The organism is Pseudoxanthomonas wuyuanensis (assembly GCF_900215535.1).
Taxonomy (GTDB): Bacteria; Pseudomonadota; Gammaproteobacteria; order Xanthomonadales; family Xanthomonadaceae; genus Pseudoxanthomonas_A; species Pseudoxanthomonas_A wuyuanensis.
In genome coordinates this window covers 338677-358318 of record NZ_OCND01000002.1, presented here as the reverse complement: position 1 = coordinate 358318, position 19642 = coordinate 338677, and the positions used below count along the sequence as shown (strand labels likewise).

The 19642-nt window shown below is 66.8% G+C and carries 16 protein-coding genes; 6 read left to right on the top strand and 10 right to left on the bottom strand.

The window, feature by feature from the left end; translation table 11 throughout:
* Positions 1–101: 101 nt before the first annotated feature.
* From CRO39_RS06650 to gap, 7 genes are all read right to left on the bottom strand, one after another.
* The gene (locus CRO39_RS06650; RefSeq protein WP_097121087.1) at positions 102–1106 is read right to left on the bottom strand and encodes a class I fructose-bisphosphate aldolase; all 1005 of its coding nucleotides are present in this window, start codon (positions 1104–1106) and stop codon (positions 102–104) included.
* A gap of 267 nt (positions 1107–1373) precedes the next feature.
* The gene (gene pyk / locus CRO39_RS06645; protein WP_097121086.1) at positions 1374–2843 is read right to left on the bottom strand and encodes a pyruvate kinase; all 1470 of its coding nucleotides are present in this window, start codon (positions 2841–2843) and stop codon (positions 1374–1376) included.
* A 334-nt stretch (positions 2844–3177) separates the two neighbouring features.
* On the bottom strand, positions 3178–3816 hold the full coding sequence (locus CRO39_RS06640) for an HAD family hydrolase (protein WP_097121085.1): 639 nt from the start codon (positions 3814–3816) through the stop codon (positions 3178–3180).
* On the bottom strand, positions 3813–4988 hold the full coding sequence (locus tag CRO39_RS06635; RefSeq protein ID WP_097121084.1) for a phosphoglycerate kinase: 1176 nt from the start codon (positions 4986–4988) through the stop codon (positions 3813–3815). Before CRO39_RS06635 ends, CRO39_RS06640 begins: the two co-directional genes overlap by 4 nt.
* 753 nt (positions 4989–5741) lie before the next feature.
* Entirely contained in the window at positions 5742–7103 is a 1362-nt protein-coding gene (locus tag CRO39_RS06630) for a DUF3999 domain-containing protein (protein WP_097121083.1), read from the bottom strand.
* Complete coding sequence (locus CRO39_RS06625; protein WP_097121319.1) at positions 7100–9808, bottom strand: DUF2339 domain-containing protein; 2709 nt, start codon at positions 9806–9808, stop codon at positions 7100–7102. The genes CRO39_RS06630 and CRO39_RS06625 overlap by 4 nt, the downstream gene beginning before the upstream one ends.
* 460 nt (positions 9809–10268) lie before the next feature.
* Positions 10269–11273: a type I glyceraldehyde-3-phosphate dehydrogenase gene (gene gap, locus CRO39_RS06620; protein ID WP_097121082.1), complete on the bottom strand. Its 1005-nt coding sequence runs from the start codon at positions 11271–11273 to the stop codon at positions 10269–10271.
* Between the two features lie 185 nt (positions 11274–11458).
* Between gap and CRO39_RS06615 the strand changes: the two genes are divergently transcribed.
* From CRO39_RS06615 to modC, 5 genes are read left to right on the top strand one after another with little or no spacing between them, the layout of a single operon-like run.
* Positions 11459–12082: an OmpW/AlkL family protein gene (locus CRO39_RS06615; RefSeq protein WP_097121081.1), complete on the top strand. Its 624-nt coding sequence runs from the start codon at positions 11459–11461 to the stop codon at positions 12080–12082.
* 53 nt (positions 12083–12135) lie between these two features.
* Positions 12136–12936, top strand: a complete 801-nt coding sequence (locus CRO39_RS06610; protein ID WP_097121318.1) for a S1/P1 nuclease — start codon at positions 12136–12138, stop codon at positions 12934–12936.
* Positions 12937–12956: 20 nt separating this feature from the next.
* Positions 12957–13769: a molybdate ABC transporter substrate-binding protein gene (gene modA, locus CRO39_RS06605; RefSeq protein WP_097121080.1), complete on the top strand. Its 813-nt coding sequence runs from the start codon at positions 12957–12959 to the stop codon at positions 13767–13769.
* A 3-nt stretch (positions 13770–13772) separates the two neighbouring features.
* A complete protein-coding gene (gene modB, locus CRO39_RS06600) occupies positions 13773–14465 on the top strand; it encodes a molybdate ABC transporter permease subunit (protein WP_097121079.1) in 693 nt (230 codons plus the stop codon).
* Positions 14465–15082 carry a molybdenum ABC transporter ATP-binding protein gene (modC, locus tag CRO39_RS06595; RefSeq protein ID WP_097121078.1) on the top strand — a complete coding sequence of 206 codons (618 nt, stop codon included), beginning with the start codon at positions 14465–14467 and terminating at the stop codon, positions 15080–15082. The genes modB and modC overlap by 1 nt, the downstream gene beginning before the upstream one ends.
* A 175-nt stretch (positions 15083–15257) precedes the next feature.
* Here modC and CRO39_RS06590 read toward each other — a convergent pair whose 3' ends face one another.
* Genes CRO39_RS06590 through CRO39_RS06580 form a run of 3 tightly spaced genes read right to left on the bottom strand, consistent with a single transcriptional unit; the run spans position 15258 to position 17570 of the window.
* The gene (locus CRO39_RS06590) at positions 15258–15770 is read right to left on the bottom strand and encodes a hypothetical protein (protein ID WP_141400739.1); all 513 of its coding nucleotides are present in this window, start codon (positions 15768–15770) and stop codon (positions 15258–15260) included.
* An 11-nt stretch (positions 15771–15781) separates the two neighbouring features.
* Positions 15782–17212, bottom strand: a complete 1431-nt coding sequence (locus CRO39_RS06585; protein WP_097121076.1) for a TonB family protein — start codon at positions 17210–17212, stop codon at positions 15782–15784.
* The gene (locus tag CRO39_RS06580) at positions 17205–17570 is read right to left on the bottom strand and encodes a BlaI/MecI/CopY family transcriptional regulator (RefSeq protein WP_097121075.1); all 366 of its coding nucleotides are present in this window, start codon (positions 17568–17570) and stop codon (positions 17205–17207) included. The genes CRO39_RS06585 and CRO39_RS06580 overlap by 8 nt, the downstream gene beginning before the upstream one ends.
* 100 nt (positions 17571–17670) lie before the next feature.
* Here CRO39_RS06580 and CRO39_RS06575 point away from each other — a divergent pair, with 100 nt between their 5' ends.
* A complete protein-coding gene (locus CRO39_RS06575; RefSeq protein ID WP_097121317.1) occupies positions 17671–19632 on the top strand; it encodes an acetyl-CoA hydrolase/transferase C-terminal domain-containing protein in 1962 nt (653 codons plus the stop codon).
* The last annotated feature ends 10 nt before the right edge of the window (positions 19633–19642 follow it).

The window sequence follows — 19642 nt, the reverse complement described above, 5'->3', positions numbered from 1 at the left end:
CACGTTTCCCTGTAGTTGCTGCAGTGACGGTGAAAACAAAACGCCGGCACAAGGCCGGCGTTTTTTGACGCTGGGATTATCCCATCACGCCGACACGGGCATCAACCTTCCCACTTGCCCAGCGCGGCCAGGCCGTTGTCCTTGGCGCGCGCGTAGACGGTGGACTGCGCCTTGGCGAAGTTGCCCTTCAGATCCTGCGACCACAGCTTCAGTGCGGCCTGCTGCATGGCGCGGCCATACGAGAACGACAGCGGCCACGGCAGATTGCCGAGCTGGTTCATCGCATTGAGATGCGCAGTGGCATCTTCATCGCTCTGGCCGCCGGACAGGAACACGATGCCCGGCAGAATCGCCGGCACGGTGCTCTTCAGGCACATCACCGTGGCATCGGCCACTTCGTCCACGCTGGCCTGCTCTTCGCAATCCTTGCCCGGCACCACCATCGATGCCTTCAGGATGGTGCCCTCCAGCATCACGTTCTGTTCGTACAACGCGCCGAACAGCGAACGCAGCGTGGCTTCGGTGACTTCGTAGCAGGTTTCGATATCGTGGCTGCCGTCCATCAGCACTTCCGGCTCCACCATCGGCACCAGGCCCTGTTCCTGGCACAGCGCGGCATAGCGCGCCAGCGCATGGGCATTGGCCTCGATGCAGGTGCCGGAGGGGATGTCATCGCCGATGGTGATGACCGCGCGCCACTTGGCGAAGCGCGCGCCCAGCGCGTAGTACTCCTTCAGGCGCTCGCGCAGGCCGTCCAGGCCCTCGGTCACCAGCTCGCCCTGGCAACCGGCCAGCGCATGGGTGCCCTTGTCGACCTTGATGCCGGGAATGATGCCGTTGGCGGCCATGTACTTGGCGAACGGCACGCCGTCCTTGGTGGACTGGCGGATGGTTTCGTCGAACAGGATGGCGCCGGAGATGTAGTCGCTCAGCTTGGGCGTGGTCAGCAGCAGTTCGCGATAGGCGCGGCGGTTTTCCTCGGTGTTTTCGATGCCCACGCCGGCGAAACGCTTGGCGATGGTGCTGGTGGATTCGTCGATCGCGATGATGCCCTTGCCCGCGGCGACCATGGCCTGGGCGGTTTCGGCAAGCTGTTCGATGCTCATTAGGTGTCCTGACGGCGGCAGCGGGGAATACCAATTATAGCCCGCCGCGGCGTCAGCATTCCGTCAAGCGCCGGCCATAAACCGGGCCGGCATCGTTGCGGCGGTCTTCGGCACCCGGGGAAGGGCACCGAATGCCGGTGTCAGCCGACCGTGGCATACAAGCAATGGCCGGTCTGTCGTGCGCTTGCCTTCCGGTTCGGCCGGCCGCTGCCTTGAAGTCCGCTGGCCCGGGTAACGACAGCCCGCCAAAGCGGGCCGCCGGGCGGGTTACAGCTCGCCCAGCCCCTCGGGCTTGCCATCGCTGCCGATCTGCAACAGACGCAGCGTGTTGGTGGCGCCGTGCTGTTCCATGTGATCGCCGCTGGTGAAGATCACCCGGTCGCCCTCATCCAGCAGCTGGCGATCGCACAGGCAGCGCAGCGATTCGCGCGCGGCTTCGCGCGGGGCCAGCCCGCGGCTGTCGAAGGCGATCGGAAACACATCGCGCATCATCGCCATCCTGCGGCGGGCGCCGTCATGGCGCGAAAACGCATAGATCGGCGCGCTGGAGCGGAACCGCGACAGATAGCCGGCGGTGCCGCCGGATTCGGTCATCGCCACGATCGCGCGCACCCCGATGTGCTCGGAAACGAACATCGCGGCCATCGCGATGGCCTGATCGGCGCGCACCAGATTGCGCGGCGCCTTTTCGAAATCGGTATCCATCTCGAACTGCTTTTCCGCACCCAGGCAGATCCGGGCCATCGCCTCCACCGCCTTGACCGGGTAGCTGCCCGCCGCGGTTTCCGCCGACAGCATCACCGCATCGGTGCCGTCGATGACCGCGTTGGCCACGTCAAGCACTTCGGCGCGGGTGGGGATGGGGCTGTCGACCATCGACTGCAGCATCTGCGTGGCGGTGATCACCACCCGGTTGCGGGCCAGCGACTCCTTGATGATCTTCTTCTGCAGGCCGGGCAGTTCGGCATCGCCGATTTCCACGCCCAAATCGCCGCGCGCCACCATCACCACATCGCTGGCGTCGATGATCTCGGCCAGGTTGTCGATGGCCTCGGTGCGTTCGATCTTCGACACCAGCGCCGCGTCGCAGCCATGCTCGCGGGCGATGCGGCGCGCATCGTTCATGTCCTGCGCGTTGCGGCAGAACGACACGGCGATGAAATCCACGCCAATCTTGGCGACGATGCCGATCAGTTCCTTGTCGCGCTCGGTCAGCGCGCCCAGCGACAGACCGCCGCCCTGCTTGTTCAGCCCCTTGCGGTCGGACAGCGTGCCATCGTTGAGCACGGTATTGACGATGCGTTCGCCTTCCACCCGCACCACCTGCAACTGCATCAGGCCATCGTCCAGCAGCAGCACGTCGCCGGGCGCGACGTCGCCAGGCAGGCCCAGATAGCTCACCCCGACCTGCGATGCGTCGCCGGGCGGCGCATCGGCGCTGGCCACCAGATCGAAGCGGTCGCCGGCCTTCAGCTGCACCTTGCCCTCGGCGAAACGCTCGACGCGGATCTTCGGGCCTGGCAGATCCGCCAGGATGCCGACCTCGGCACCGGCGCGCTGCGCGGCGGCGCGCACCGCGGCGGCGCGCTTGGCCTGGCCGGAAGGATCGCCATGCGAGAAGTTCAGCCGCACCACGTTGACGCCTGCGCGAAACAGTTCGTCCAGCACGCCCGGCGGATCGGTGGCCGGTCCGAGGGTGGCGAGGATCTTGGTGCGGCGCTGGCGTGGTGCGGTCATGGTTTGTCCCTTGAAAACCCGGCAAAGCTACCACAACGCATCGTGACTGCGATGACCTGAAAAGAATAAAGCCGCAATCCGTTTCGCCCTGTCCAGGGACAACGACCGCACGCGTCGAAGAATCGGCAGAAAACGGCTTGTTTCCAGCGCTTTCCCGCATCCGCCGCACTGGTATTTTTTTGGTCTCGAATCGCGCGCCCGTGCTGCGGTCGCACACATGACCGGTTGCGCATCTGCGCGCTTCGCCTGTCCCGGCTGCTGGGCACCGGGCCCCGCTCCGCCAGGGCCTGCTGTTGTTCCGATGCCGCCGCCGGACCCTGGCGGGCCACCGCGTTCAGGCCGCCAGCAGCGCCGGCAGTTCCTGCGGATGCTGGGCCAGCCGTACCGCGCCTGCGGTGCGCAGCTCGGCTTCGTCGCCGAAGCCCCACAGCACGCCGATGTTGCGCATGCCGTGGTGGCGCGCGCCTTCGATGTCCATGCGCCGGTCGCCGATCATCCAGCACTGTTCCGGCGCAACCGACAACCTGCGCATGGCCTCGGCAATCAGATCCGGTTTGAAGCGGCGCTCGCCGTCGTCGCTGGCGCCGACGACGTCCTCGAAGCAGTGGCCGAACGGCAGGTGTTCGGCGATACGGCGCGCGAAACGCTCGTTCTTCGACGTCACCACCGCCACCCGGTGACCGGCCGCATGCAGGGTTTCGACCGTTTCGCCGATACCGGCATAGATCGTGTGCTCGCTCCAGCCGCGCCTGTCGTAGCGCTGCCGGTACAGCTCCAGCGCCTGCGTCACCAATGCCGGGTCGTCGAGTTGCGATTGGAAGCTGTCGCGCAGCGGCGGACCGATCCATCGCCGCAGCTGCGACGGCACCGGTCTGCCCAACTGCGAGAAGGTGTGCTCGATGCCGGCAACGATGCCCGGCTCCGAGTCGATCAGGGTACCGTCCATGTCGAAGAACAAGGTTTCCCGCATCACTGGCCGCGCGCCTGCAGCGCCGCCACCGCCGGCAACGTCTTGCCTTCCAGGAATTCCAGGAACGCGCCGCCGCCGGTGGAGATGTAGCTCACCTGGTCGGCGATGCCATACTTGTCCACCGCCGCGAGCGTGTCGCCGCCGCCGGCGATCGAGAACGCCTTCGATTCGGCGATCGCGCGCGCCAGCGTTTCGGTGCCCTTGCCGAAGGCGTCGAACTCGAACACGCCCACCGGCCCGTTCCAGACCACGGTGCCGGCGGCCTTGATCAGCTCGGCATAGCGCGCGGCGGTATCCGGGCCGATGTCCAGGATCATGTCGTCGGCGCCGACGCCGGCCACCGGCCTCACCGACGCCGGCGAATCGGCCCTGAATTCCTTCGCCACCACCACATCGGTAGGCACCGGGATGTCGGCGCCGCGCGCCTTGGCTTCGGCGTCGATTTTCCTTGCCGTATCGATCAGATCGGCTTCGTACAACGATTTTCCGACCGCATGGCCTTCGGCGGCGATGAAGGTGTTGGCGATACCGCCGCCGACGATCAGCTGGTCGACCTTGCCGACCAGGTTGGACAGCAGTTCCAGCTTGGTCGAGACCTTGCTGCCGGCCACGATGGCCAGCAGCGGCCGCGCCGGTTTCTCCAGCGCCAGCGCCAGCGCGTCCAGTTCGGCCATCAGCAGCGGGCCGCCGGCTGCGGTCTTTGCGAACTTGATGACACCGTGGGTGGACGCCTGCGCCCGATGTGCGGTACCGAACGCATCCATCACGAACACATCGCACAGCGCCGCGTACTTCTTCGCCAGTTCCTCGTCGTCCTTGCCTTCGCCGGCATTCATCCGGCAGTTTTCCAGCAGCACCAGCTGGCCCGGGGCGACATCGACCCCATCCACCCAGTCCTTGATCAGCGGCACGTCGGCGCCGAGCAGTTCCGACAGCCGCCGCGCCACCGGCGCCAGCGAATCGGCTTCGCTCCAGACCCCCTCCTTCGGCCGGCCCAGGTGCGAAGTCACCATCACCGCCGCGCCTTTTTCCAGCGCCAGCTTCAGCGTCGGCAGCGACGCGGTGATGCGCTGTTCGGAAGTGATGCGGCCCGCGTCGATCGGCACGTTGAGATCTTGCCGGATCAACACGCGCTTGCCGGACAGGTCGAGGTCGGTCATTCGGACGATGGACATGGGCATTCCTGAGGGGGAGACAGGCGCCTATTGTCCGGGCTGGGCGCGGATGCGGCAAACCCGCGATTGGGCGCCGGATGCACCGGTGGGGCGGGCCGAAAGAGGGTTCTTCCTTTCAAGTGTGTGGGGGGGGGACATCCATGTGGAATCCGATGACCAGGGCAGTGCGGGACACGCCGTAAACACCCGCTGTGCGGGGCCGGCCCGCCATCGCAGATGGCGGGCGTTCGGCTACGCGCGAAGCGGTGCTTCGCAAGCGCTTGCCTCACCCCTGTAGCTCTTCCGCGGCATCCCTGCCGCGGAAGAGCCCGCACTGCCCCGGCCACCGGCGCCTGGACACCTGGCTGGTGCTGGAAGAAAGGCTTTACGAAGTCGCGAATCTGCCAACTCGCGAAAGGCGCCGGCCGGCGGGCTGGGGGTGCGCAGAGCAGGCCACGATGGCCTGCGGCCCGACGTAAAGACACGACGTCGTCAGGAGGGCGGAGCACCCCCAGCCTGACGGCCGGCGGCTCTTTCCGGAGCCGAACTCGCCGAAACCGAGCGCTTCGGAGTGGGCGAAGAAACCTGAAAAAAGGAAGATTCAGAGGGATTTGCTTTGGGCTGTTGTGACGCCAGGTGCCGTGCAAGTTCTCCCCTCACCTCTCTTTCAGATGTTTTAACCGCCCAATGGGGTCAAGGGGAGAAGCAAACGCAGCGTCAACTGAATCCCTGAAAGAATTTGTGGGGAGACCTCAGATCTGGGCCTGCCCTGCGTCATTCGGCGGGCTTCTTCAGCAGGCTGAAGGCCAGGCCGGCCACCAGCGCGGCGCCGCCAATCAGCAGCGCCCACAACAACCAGGCCTTCCAGTCGCGCGGGGGTTCGATCGGGCGTAGCGCCGCGGCGCCGGCAAGTTCGGATCCGGCGCCCACCGTTGCAGCCGCCGGTTGCCAATCCACGCCATGCTGGCGCCGCAGCGCCTCCATCGTCCGCCCCAGCGGTGCCGGCGCGCGCACCGCGCGCGCGCTGCCGGCCACCAGCGCATACGGCGGTTGGCCCTCGGTCATGAACACCAGCACTTCCGGGCGGTATCCCAGCCGCAGCACCGGCGCCTTGCTGTCGCCGAGCGGCGCGCGCGCCGACAGCCGCCAATGGCGGTCGCGCAGGACATCGCGCAGAGGCTCGGGCATCGAACGCTCCGCACGTTCGCCGCTGCCCAGTTGGTAGGCCACCCATGGGCCGGCACGCTGCTGCCAGGGCATGTCGGCCGCATCGCGGCTTTGCAGCGTCCATTCGGCGGTGCTGTTGCCCGGCAGGACCACATCGGCGCGTTCCATCGGGAAACGCCCATCCAGTTCGAACTCGAAGTACTCGCGCCCCTGCTCGACGCTGCGGCGTCCATTCAACGCCTGCCATTGCCAATCCGGCGTGCCTTCCGGCGGCACCAGCTCCGCACGCACCGCCGTAATCGCAGGCACCGCGCCAAGCGCCAGCGGCAACAGGCGCAGGTAACGGAAGCGGCTGGCGAACTCGATCCGTCCGTGGCGCAGATTCTCGCCGCCGCGGCGCAGGTCCAGCAGCGGCGCGGCTGCCTCCAGCGTCTGCCAGCTGCGCAGATCGTCGCTGCCCTGCACGCGCAGGGTCTGTTCGATGGCCGCACCGTTGGACGCCCATTCCAGTTCCAGCGCGCGAATCGGCCGCTCCACATCCGAAGCATCGACCAGCCAGCCCGAACGCCTGGCATTGGCGGCCCCGCGCTGGCTGACTTCAGTGGTCACCCGGCGCACCGCGCCGTCGGCATCGCGCTCGGCGATCAAGGCGATATCGGCGCCGCTGCCGGCGGCGGCGGCCGGCAGCGGGAACCAGCGCAGATCGCGCAACGGCAGCGCCGGGTCCAGCGGCCGTTCGGCGCTGAACAGCGCCGCAGGCACCGGTTGCCCGCTGCCGTCGACCACATCGATATCGCCCAGATCGGCGCGCTGCACCTGGCGATAGACCGCTTCCGGAAGCGCAACCTTCTGCATGCCGCTATCGGCGTTGGCCAGTTCCAGCCGCCATTGCCACGCGTAATCCTCGCGCGCGGCCGCCAGCGCCATCAGGGGCAGCAATGCCAGCAACAGAGCGGTGGATTTCTTCATGCGGCGGTTTCCTCGGTATGCGCACGCGGCGGCGCCGGCGCCAGGTAGCCGACCACGGTGCACAGCAGGCCATAGGCGATGAACGAGGCGATGCCCAGCACGTTGCCCAGGTTACCGCGATCCACCAGCACCAGCTTGATCAGCACCACGCCCATCAGCACCGCGCCGGCCAGCCACAGGCCGCGATGCTCGCGCCGCGAACCGACCACCCAGCCCAGCACGCCCAGCACGCTCCAGACCACGGTCAGGCTGGTCTGCGCCAGGCTGGTGGACAGCAGCGACTCGTTCCAGCGCACGCCGCCCCAGTGATGGACCGTATGCAGCACGCTGGAGGTGATGAAGACGAACGACACCGCGGCCAGTTTCATCCAGCGGATCGAGCGCAGCATCCGCGGTGCCGATTCGGACCAGAACCAGCATGCCGCCAGCGCCAGGACCGACAACTGCGCCAGTTCCAGCGGATTCAGCAGCGGCAGCCACGGCAACGGCGCACTGCCGCCGCTGCTGGTCAGCGCAAACAGCCAGCCCAGCGACAGCACCAGGAAATACGCCGATTGCAGCGCGGTGCGGGCGGCGTCGAAACGCGTCCCCAGCGGCTGCGCCAGCCACGGCCAACGGAACAGCGACAGCGCGGCCACCGCCAGCCACGGCAAGCCGATGCCCAGCACGCGCCAGCCTTCGGCAAGTTCGAAGCGATCCGCCAGGTAGGCGAACAGCAGCGACAGCACGAACGGCCATACCAGCCACCAGACGAACTGCGCGGCCACCGCATACCCATCCGGATGGGCACGCAGGCTGACCAGACTGCGCAGGCCCAGTACCGCGAATGCCGCCCAGGCCAGGATGCCGGCGCCTGCAAACGGTTGCCCGTGCAGCCAGGACTGCGTCAGCGCCAGCGGCACGGCCACCGCCAGCGCGCCCAACGTGGTCATCGCCAGGACCGCGTCCGGACGGCGGCGATGCACTTCGGCGGCCAGCCAGCCGGTCACCGCGGCGAACGCCAGCAAGGCATCGGCCTGCTGGTCGCGTGCGATGAAGCGCTCGATCTCGTTGATGCCGTTGCCGAGCCACCACAGCAGGCCCCACAGATAGTAGGGCAGCGCCAGCATGTTGTTTCCGTGATCGCGGCAGGCCCACGCGCTGGCGAACGCTGCCAGCGCGATCAGCAACGCGCCCATGAACACCGGGTTGGCGATTGCGGTCGCGGCGTAACCTGCGCCTATCGCAAACGCCAGCGCGGCAGCCAGTTGCAGGCCCGCTCCGGTCAACTGCGGCAGCCAGCGCTGCTGACGCAGGCCCAGCCAGACCAGCGCGGCGCCTTCCAGCGCGAACACGCAGGCCGTGGCCTGCGCCGACAGCGCCAGCGGTACCGACAACGTCGCAAACCCCACCGCCAGCAATGCATAGGACTGGCCCAGCGCAGCGAAGTTGAGGCGGCGCAGGAAGGCCCATGCCAGCCCCGCGTACAGCGCGCCCAGCCCCAGCGCGCAGAACGCCAGCGGCAAGCGGTCGCCGCGCAGCAAACCGGCCTGCAGCGAGAAAGCGATCAGCGGCGTGCCGAACACCAGGCAGCCGTCGATGAAGTCGCGCCGGCTGGCCGGCTGCCGGCGCGCGAAGAACATCGGGATCAGCAGGTAGAACGCGAAGAACAGCAGCAGGAACGGTTCGGTGCTGGCGAACTTGCGCGGCTGGTAATCCAGCACACCCCACAGCGTGCCGATACCGAAGGTGAAGACGAAGCCCAACAGGTTCAGCACCCGCCACGAACGCCACCAGGCGATGCCCAGAATGGCCGCATTCAACACCGCGTAGTAGGAGAACAACGCGACATGGTTGCCGCTGCCGGTGGACAGCCAGATCGGCGCCAGGAAACCGGCCAGGATCGCGAACACCGCCAGCGCCTTGGCGTTCTGCAGCACCGCCAGCATGCCGGCGCCGGCGATCAGCACCACACTGAGCGCGAACGCCGCGCCGACGGGCATCATCCCGTGCATCTTGAAGGCGGCGAACACCGTCAGCAGCAGTACGCCGATCGCGCCGCCCTGCAGGCTGAGCGCAAAGATCCGGTTGCTGTCGCGCTTGCGCCAGGCAAACCCCAGCGCCGCCAGCGCCGCAGCAGCAATGCCGGCCAGCCGCAGTTCGATCGGCACCACCAGCAGGCCCTGGTCGCTGGCGTATTTCAGCAGCGCCGCCACGCCGGCGAACAGCACCAGCACGCCGATCTTGACCGGCACGTTGCCGACGGTGAACCAGCGTTTCACCGCGCGCGCGGCGCGGGTAAGGATGTCCGGCCGCGACGGCGGCACGGGCTGGCGCGGGCCTTGCTGCGGCTGCGATGGCCTTGGCGGCACCAGTGGCAGCGGAGAATGGGACGTGCCGGCCGGACCGGCCGAGGCGGCGGTTTCCGGCAGTGGCGGCGGCGAAGCCACGGTAGCTGGCGGTGGCGCGGCTGCGGACGTCGGCCGGGCAGGCTCGCGTTCCTGCGGCACCGGCACGGGAGGGATCTGCGGCGTGGCTGCGGCCTGCGGGCGCGCCGTTTCGGCGCTGCGGGCCGGTGCGGGGCGGTCGCTGGTGCGCAAGCGGTGGACTTCGGCCTCCAGCGCGGTCACGCGCCTCTTCAGTCCGCTGATCGCCACCAGTGCCGCGATCATCAGCACCGGTACCGCCAGTACCGCCAGTCCAACCAGTAACAGGATCCCCGTCAGCTCATCCATTCCATGTCTCCACTGCGTCTCCCGCTGACGGAAGCCAGCCGGCCGTTCCAATCGATTCGAAACCGGCCCGAATCGATCCCCGCCCCTGCCCTCTCCCGCGATGCGATGGGAGGAAGAGGGAGTCGCTCAGCTATTCGAAGGCCCCTTCTGCAAGCGGCAACCGAAGCAGCCTCATGCAATCCCCCCGCTTTTGCAAGATTGTTCGTGCCGGTACCGTAAAGCTGCGCCAACGGTAGCGAAATGCGATACCGGATGCCAGATACGACAGGAGCGCCGCAAGGGCGCTCCTGCCGGGACAGCGATGGTTCGGGCCGTTTACTTGCCGGCGACCACGCGCACCATTTCCAGGCACTTGGTGGTGAGCCTCACGGGGCGTCGCACCACTAGCCGGCTGCGACGACCTTCACCATTTCCAGGCACTTGGTGGTGAGCCTCACAGGGCGTCGCACCACTAGCCGGCTGCGACGACCTTCACCATTTCCAGGCACTTGGTGGAATAGCCCCATTCGTTGTCGTACCAGCTGACCAGCTTGACGAAGGTGCCGTCCAGCGCGATGCCGGCATCGGCATCGAAGATGGAGGTGCGGGTATCGCCGCGGAAATCGGTGGCGACCACCTTGTCTTCGGTATAGCCCAGCACGCCCTTCAGCGCGCCTTCGCTCTGCGCCTTCATCTCGGCGCAGATCTCGGCGTAGGTGGCCGGATTTTCCAGCTCGCAGGTCAGGTCGACCACCGACACATCGCTGGTCGGCACGCGGAACGACATGCCGGTGAGCTTCTTGTTCAATTCCGGAATGACCACGCCGACCGCCTTGGCCGCGCCGGTGCTGGACGGGATGATGTTCTCCAGGATGCCGCGGCCGCCGCGCCAGTCCTTGTTGGACGGGCCGTCGACGGTCTTCTGGGTAGCGGTGGTGGCGTGCACGGTGGTCATCAGGCCGCGCTTGATGCCCCACTTGTCGTTGAGCACCTTGGCGATCGGCGCCAGGCAGTTGGTGGTGCAGGACGCGTTGGAAATGATCGCCTCGCCCTTGTAGGTCTTGTCGTTGACGCCGTAGACGAACATCGGCGTGTCGTCCTTGGACGGCGCCGACAGGATGACTTTCTTGGCGCCGGCATCCAGGTGCTTCTGCGCGGTGGCTTTGTCCAGGAACAGACCGGTGGACTCGATGACCACTTCGGCGCCCACTTCGTCCCACTTCAGATTGGCCGGATCGCGCTCCTGGGTCAGACGGATCTTCTTGCCGTTGACGATCAGGGTATTGCCTTCGACCTTGACCTCGCCCTTGAAACGGCCATGCACGGAATCGTACTGCAGCATGTAGGCCAGGTAGTCCGGCTCCAGCAGATCGTTGATGGCGACGATCTCGATGTCGCTGCCGAAATTCTGCACGGCCGAACGCAGCACGTTGCGGCCGATGCGGCCGAAGCCATTGATACCAACCTTGATCGACATTGCTCAAAACTCCTGCGGCCGCGCAACACGCGGCGGGGTTGACGGGAACGGCATTCTAGCAGGGGCCATGCAAAGCCGCCGTCGACGCCGGGCGTGGCGGGCAGATCGGCGATTGATCCTGATCAAGGCGCCGGGCCGCGCAGGGGCGGAAACTGCGCCCAGTTCCTAACCCCGAGCCATAAAACATGAAAAAGTCCATCATCGCAGCCTCCCTTGCCGTCGCGCTGGCCGCCAGCGCCCTGCCCGCCCTGGCCCAGTCCCAGGGCGACTGGACCCTGGGCATCGGCGTCCACCAGGTCAACCCGAAATCCGACAACGGCAGCCTGGCTGGCGGCACCCTGCCGCTGGACATCGACAGCGACGTCAAGCCCACCATCACCTTCGAATACTTCCTGCGCGACAACCTGGGCCTGGAAGTGCTGGCCGCACTGCCATTCAAGCACGACATCTCCATTGACGGCGTCGGCACCGTGGGCAGCACCAAGCACCTGCCGCCGACCGTATCGCTGCAGTACCACTTCAACAGCAAGGGCACGGTCTCGCCGTTCCTCGGCGCCGGCCTGAACTACACCACCTTCTTCAGCGAGGACACCCAGGGCGCGCTGGAAGGCGTGGATCTGAAGCTGGAGGATTCCTGGGGCCTGGCCGCGCATGCGGGCATCGATTTCAAGGTCGGCGAACGTGGCGCCATCCGCGTGGACGTGCGCTGGATCGACATCGACACCGACGTCAAGGCCGATGGCGTCAAGCTGGGCACCGCCAACATCGACCCGCTGGTCTACGGCGCCGCATATGTCCTCAAGTTCTGAGTAAAGCATCCATCGTGTTGGGGGGATGGGCCATGTCGGTTAAAGTGACCGGCATGGCCCGACTCATTGCATCGCTGCTGGTTGTTTGTCTGCTGTTGCCCGCGCCGGCCCGTGCCTGGGGTCCGGTGGGGCATCGCCTGATTGCGCGGCTTGCCGAAGCCGATCTTTCGCCGCAGGCGCGCGCGCAGATTGCCGAACTGCTGGCCGGCGAAGCCGATCCCAGCCTGGCCGGCATCGCCAACTGGGCCGACGAACTGCGTGCCGACGATCCGGATCTGGGCAGGCGCAGCGCGCGCTGGCACTACGTCAATATCGGCGAACATCAATGCGGGTACGAAGCCGCACGCGACTGCCGCGGCGGCCATTGCGTGGTCGAGGCCATTCGCGAACAGGCCGCCATCCTTGGCGACCGCGGCAAAGCGAAAACGGAGCGGTTGCAGGCGCTGAAGTTCGTCGTCCACTTCGTCGGCGACGCGCATCAGCCGCTGCACGCCGGCTATGCGCGCGACAAGGGCGGCAACGACTTCCAGATCAACATCGACGGCGAAGGCAGCAATCTGCACCGGCTATGGGACAGCGGACTGCTGAAGACCGCCGGACTCGATGAAGACGCCTACCTCAAGCGGTTGCAGGCCATGCCGGCCGGTGTCGATACGGCTTTTCTGACAGCGGCCGCGCCGGTGCAGTGGGCCCAGCAATCGTGCGCCCTGGTGCTGCAACCGGGTTTCTATCCGCGCCGCGCCAAACTGGACCCGGCTTACGTACGGCATTACCGGCCGGTCGCCGAACAGCGCCTGCGGCAAGGCGGCGCGCATCTGGCGCAACTGCTCAACAGCGTGCTCGGCTCGTCCTGACGCAACTGGGAGTCAACTGTATGACTTCTCCGTTTCTCCGTTCTTTGCTCGCGGTAGCGCTGGCGCTGCTTTCGTCGGGCCTGCTCTCGTTGGGTCCGTCCGCGCCGACGGCGCAGGCTGCCGAGCGCCAGCCCGGCCTGACGGTGTTCGCTGCCGCCAGCCTGAAGGAAGCGATGGACGAAGCGGCGACCGCCTACCAGCGCAGACAGGGCGTTGCCATACGGGTGTCGTATGCGGCCAGCTCCACGCTGGCCCGGCAGATCGAACACGGCGCGCCGGCGGACGTGTTTTTCTCGGCGGACCTGGAATGGATGGACTATCTGCAGCAGCGCGGCAACGTCGATCCCGCCGCACGGCACAACCTGCTGGGCAACCGGCTGGTGTTGATAGCTCCGCGCAATCGCGCGGCAAGCGTGGACCTGCAGCGGCCCGGCGCGTTGGCGGCAGCGCTCGGGAAGGGGCGCCTGGCGGTGGGACAGACCAGCAGCGTGCCGGCCGGCAAATATGCGCGCGCCGCACTGCAATCGATTGGCGCATGGGACAGCGTGCATTCGCGATTGGCAGAATCGGACAGCGTGCGCGCCGCGCTGATGCTGGTGGCCCGCGGCGAAACCCCGCTGGGCATCGTCTACCGGTCCGACGCCAGCGCAGAACCGGCCGTACGCGTGGTGACGACGTTCCCCGCCGACAGTCATCCGGCCATCATCTATCCAGTGGCTGCGCTCAACGGAACGGGCAAGGCCGCGGCTGACGCATTCGTGGACTGGCTGTCTTCGCCGGCAGCGCGGCCGATTTTCGAACGGCGCGGCTTTGCCGTGCTGCGGCGGGACTGAACCTTGTTCGGGTTTACCCCGGAAGAACTGACCGCGGTCGCGCTGAGCCTGAAAGTGGCCACGGCCGCATCGCTGGCCAGCCTGCCGTTCGGCGTCGCGCTGGGCTGGCTGCTGGCGCGCCGGCGGTTTCCGGGCAAGGCCTTGCTGGACGCGCTGGTGCATCTGCCGTTGGTGCTGCCGCCGGTAGTGATGGGCTACGCGCTGCTGATGCTGCTCGGAACGCAGGGGCCGCTGGGCGGATGGCTCGAACAGCATCTGGGCATCGTCTTCGCGTTCCGCTGGACCGGCGCGGCCCTGGCCTGCGCCGTGATGGGTTTCCCGCTGATGGTGCGCGCTATCCGCCTTTCGCTGGAAGCCACCGATCGCCGCCTCGAACAGGCCGCCTCCACCTTGGGTGCCGGCCCCTGGCGGGTGTTCTTCACCATCACCCTGCCGCTGGCCTGGCCGGGCCTGATCGCCGGCACCGTGCTGGGGTTCGCCAAGGCGCTGGGCGAGTTCGGCGCCACCATCACCTTCGTTTCCAACATTCCTGGCGAAACCCAGACGTTGTCGTCGGCGATTTACGGGCTGATGCAGGTGCCCGGCGGCGAGTCGGGCATCTGGCGGTTGGCCGCGGTGGCGGTGGCGATCTCGCTGGCGGCGCTGCTGCTGTCCGAGTGGCTGGCGCGCCGGCATCGCGGTAGCGAGGAACACTGATGCTGCGGCTGGATATCGAACTGCGGCGCGGAAGCTTCCAGCGCCGGATACGGTTGGAGTCGGACGCGCGCGTCACCGCGCTGACCGGTCCTTCCGGCGCCGGCAAGACCACCGTGCTCAATGCCATTGCCGGCCTGGTGAAACCGCACGCCGGGCGCATCGAGGTGGATGGGCGCTGCCTGTTCGACAGCGCGCAACGCATCGACGTGCCGGTGCATCGCCGCCGCATTGGCTACGTGTTCCAGGACGCGCGGCTGTTCCCGCACCTGGATGTCCGCCGCAACCTGCTGTACGGCCGGCATGGCCACAACCCGACGCCGCAGTTCGGCTTCGATGCGGTGGTGGAACTGCTGGGCATCGGCGCCCTGCTGGCGCGGCGCACCGCCAATCTTTCCGGCGGTGAGGCACAGCGCGTGGCGATGGGCCGCGCACTGCTGTCGCAGCCGGCGCTGCTGCTGTTCGACGAACCGCTGTCGGCGCTGGACCAGGCGCGGCGCGAGGAACTGATTCCCTACCTGCAGCGCCTGCGCGACCAGACCCGGCTGCCCATCGTCTATGTCAGTCATCATCCGGAGGAAGTGCGGCGGCTGGCGGACGAGATCCACACGCTGGACTGAGCCGCTAGCCGCAGAACCGTTTTCCGTAGGAGCGACTTAAGTCGCGACCGGGGTCGCTCCCGCAAGGTTGGACGTGTCCCGGCTAGTCCGTGTCTGCGGACTCGATTGCTGTGACGGCGAATCTGCCGCCAAAGCACCCAGCCGCTGCGACAACAGACTCCGCTTTACGACACGTTCAATGCGGTGCTGAAGCGACCTTGCGCTCGCCGTTTCTGACTTCGAAGGTGAACGCATACGACAGGCTCACCGGCACGACGCGCGCTTCCGTCACAGCACCACTGCAACCCCGACCATTCCAGTCGCGGTCGCGGGTGGCGGCATCGGGATAGCTGCAGAACATGGCCGGATCGAACCGCCATTGGCGCACGCGGGCCAACGCAGCGGCATACAACGGTGCCGCTTCCTCCGCCATCGCGCAGCCGGTACCCGGTTGCGGCTCCGGCCTGCCCACCGCACCCGCCTCATCGACCACGAGGGAAATGCAGACCGTGGTCGGCGGCAGTTCCCGTCGCAGCGGATAGTCCGGCGGAAAGTCCGGTGGCGGATTGGCATGCGGTACAGGAAACACGAACGCCTGATGATCCTGCATGGCGTAGCTGGCCGCACCTTCGGGCAGGAACATCCGCTGTCCGACGGTCGTCGTACGTGTGGCGCAACCGCTGCAGGCCGTCAGCAGTAACGCAATCATGCACAGCCGGATCATTGCCGCAGCGCTGCTTTGCGGTTGCCGCAGTAAATCTGCCTGGGCGGTTGCGCGTCTGTCCGGATCGCGTCGCATTCCATTTCGCTGATATCGGCAACATCGACATCCACAACGCTCCAGTCGTAGGCATTTTCATCGATCCCCAAGGGAACGGGTGGCGCCTGCACCGGCGGCGGCGCCTGGAAATCGATAGGCACCCTTACCCATCCCTGCACCGGTTTGCCGTCCTTCAGCGCGGGCGAGAAAGTCCAGCGCCGAACCGCCTCTATCGAGGCGGCATCGAAAACGCCCGCCGGCTGCGAATTCTCCACTCGCACGTCCTTGGCCTTGCCATCCGCTCCCACCAGGATCCTCAACAGCACGCTACCGGAAATTCCCTGTCTGGCGGCGTCCGCAGGATAGTGGGGCGGCGGAAGGTGCGGCGCCGGCGTTGCGCCATCCGCGACGGCGGTCTGCAACGATGCGACGGAAAGGATCGGCGCGCCGCTGCCGGCAGGATCCTGCGCAGTCTGCAGTACGCCCTGACCTGTACCCGATGGCAGCCGAGATGGCTGTGCGGCCCACGCGATGGCAGCGGCGGTGAGGATCAACAATAAGGCCACGGACTTTCCCGCCAGCGTGCGGCGGCGGCCAGGCAAAGGACGTTTCAGCATGGCGATGCGCTCCTTGAGCGAATGACGGGTGTTCCAGTGGCATGCCAGCGGCACCACCCGCGCCGCCAGTTGGGTTTTCAGCATGGCCTCGCCGTAACCGCGGCGTTGTTGCGGAAAGCGCGCGATGACCGCCTGGTCGCAGGCCAGTTCCTGATCGTGGCGGAAGCGTTGCGCCGCCAGATGGAGAAGCGGGTTGAACCAGTACACGCAACGCAACAGGGCCAGCACCGCATTGACCTGAAGGTCGCCGCGGCGCAGATGCACGCGCTCATGTTCCAGTACCAACTGGCGTTCCTGCTCGTCGTAGCGCCAATCGAAATCCGCCGGCACGACGATGCGAGGGCGCAGCAATCCCACAACCGCAGGCAGCCCCTCGCTGACGCCTGCCTGGATCAGGCCATCGGCGCGCCGGCAGGCCGGACCCAACCAGCGGCGGAAGCGGCGCTGCTGCCAGATCTGCAGCGCAAGCACCGCCAGCACGCCTGTTATCCAGGCGCAGACAAGAACGGGTTCGTAACCAGGGTACGCGGCTACATCCGCTACCGGCGTTTGCGCCATGGCGAGTTGCGCACGCAGCGGAATCGCCTCGGCCGGGCCGACCCTGGCAGGCAGCAGCACCGCCAGTTGCGCAATGGGCACCAAAGCCCAGAGCAGGTAGACAATGCGTGCGCCAAAGCGCGACCCGATCCAGCCGCGCAAGGCCATGACCAGCACGATGGCCGCGCTGCTGGCGAGTGCGGTTTCCAGCAGGACGTGCAGGATCGCCTTACTCATCGTCCAGTTCCTCCAGCAGCTTCTTCAACTCGGCGATATCGGCGGCAGACAGCTTCCCGCGTTCGCTGAAATGCGCGACCAGCGGCGCGACGCGGCCACCGAACAGGCGCTCCAGCAGGCCTTCGCTCTGCTGCTGCACCCAGGCTTCGCGCGCCAGCACGGGCGAGTACAGGTAACGGCGGCCCTGTTTCTGCGCCCGGATGGCACCCTTGTTGAGCAGGCGGTTGAGCAGCGTCTTGACGGTCGGCTCGGCCCAGCCGGTGCGTGGGGACAGGGCGGCGACCACGTCGTCGGCAGCAAGCGGGTGGGATTGCCACAGCACTTCCATGACCAGGGCTTCTGCTTCGCTGACCGGCATAGTGATTACATCCGTAATTTTTGTTGATTACGCGCGTAATCGTTCGTCTTGTCAACCCCCGTCGTTGCCGTTGGTCGGCATGTCGGCCAACATCGTCGCCATGACTGTCCTACTGGAAAGCCTCGACGACGCCGTCGACTTCATTCTCCAGCACTCCCCGGCGACGCTGCGCATGGGCGCACCGCTGGGCATCGGCAAGCCGCACCGGCTGTTGAATGCGCTGTATGCGCGCATCGAAGCCGACGCCAGCCGACGCTGGCATCTGTACACCGCGTTGTCGCTGGATCCCCCTGCGGGCGGCAAAGGCCTGGAAGGGCGCTTTGTCGGGCCTTTCGCGGAGCGCCATTTCGGTGCCGGCTTTCCGCGCCTGGCCTATGTGCAGGCGATGAAACGCGATGCGCTGCCGGCGCATATCCAGGTCGAAGAGTTCTACATGCAATCCGGCGGCCTGATGAATTCGGCCCAGGCGCAACGCGGCTACGCCAGCCTCAACTACACGCATGTTGCGCGTGCCCTGGGCGAACGCGGCGTCAATATCATCGTGCAGAAAGTCGCACGCGAACCGGCAAGCGGCCGGCTTTCGCTGTCCTGCAACACCGATCTGACCCAGGACGCGGTCGAGGCCATCGTCGCCCGCGGCCTGCCGCGTCCGCTGCTGGTGGCCGAGATCGATCCGCTGTTACCGTGGATTGGCGGCAGCGCCGTGGTGGAAGCGGATTATTTCGACGCGGTGGTGACGCCGCCGGGGCCGTATCCGCAGCTGTTCGGCCTGCCGCGCCAGCCGGTTTCGGATACCGACTACGCCATCGGCCTGTACGCCAGCACGCTGGTGCGCGATGGCGGCACCCTGCAGATAGGCATCGGCGCGCTGGCCGACGCGCTATGTCATGCGCTGGCGCTGCGCCATACCGACAACGGCACCTACCGGCGGGTGCTGGCGGCATTGGACCCCGATATCGAGCGGCACCCCACGGTGATCGCCAGCGGCGGGCTGGAACCGTTTGCGGCCGGCCTGTACGGCTGCAGCGAAATGATCAACGAAGGCTTCAAGCGCCTGGTGGAAACCGGCGTCATCCGCCGCAAGGTGGTGGACGATGAATTGCTGATGCGCCGTATCGCCGACGGCACCGCCAACCTGGGCGACCAGGCACGGCTGGAACGCGATGGCGAATACCTGCATGGCGCGTTCTATCTGGGCTCGCCGGAGTTCTACCAATGGCTGCGGCAGTTGCCGGACGACCAGCGCCGCGCCATCGGCATGCGCCGGATCAGCGAGGTCAACCAGCTCTACGGCAGCAACGAGAACCTGGAACGGCTGCAGCGCCGCGACGCACGCTTCTTCAATTCCTGCATGATGGCGACCGCACTGGGGGCTGCGGTTTCCGACGGGCTGGAGGACGGCCGCATCGTTTCCGGCGTCGGTGGCCAGTACAACTTCGTGGCCATGGCGCATGCGCTGGACGATGCGCGCTCGGTGCTGATGTTCCGCGCGGTGCGCGACGACGCCGGCAGGCCGCAATCGAATGTGCGCTGGAACTACGGCCATACCACCATCCCCCGCCATCTGCGCGACATCTACATCAGCGAGTACGGCATCGCCGATCTGCACGGCCGCTGCGATGAGGATTGCGTGACGGCGATGGCGGCCATCACCGACACGCGCTTCCAGTCAGAGCTGCTGGATACCGCCAGGCGCTCGAAGAAACTACGTGGCGATTTCGCCGCAGCGCCCCGCTGGCGGGAAAACACGCCGCCCCACCTGAGCGCGAAGCTGGCGGCGTTCCGCCGCGACGGCACCCTGCCCGATTACCCCCTGGGCAGCGATTTCACCGGGGTGGAACAACGTTTGGTGAAGGCACTGGGTTGGTTGAAGGCCAGCACCGCAACGCCACGGACGAAGCTGGGCACCGTGCTGCGTGCGCTTTCCACTTCCAGCGACGACGCCGAAGCCATGCAACGCATGGGACTGGCCTCCCCCGCCAGGTTCGGCGAACGTCTCGAAGCCAAACTGCTGGCGTTTGGGTTGCGCGAGACTCGGCCGGGCCGGGGCAATGCGCAATAACCGGGTTTCA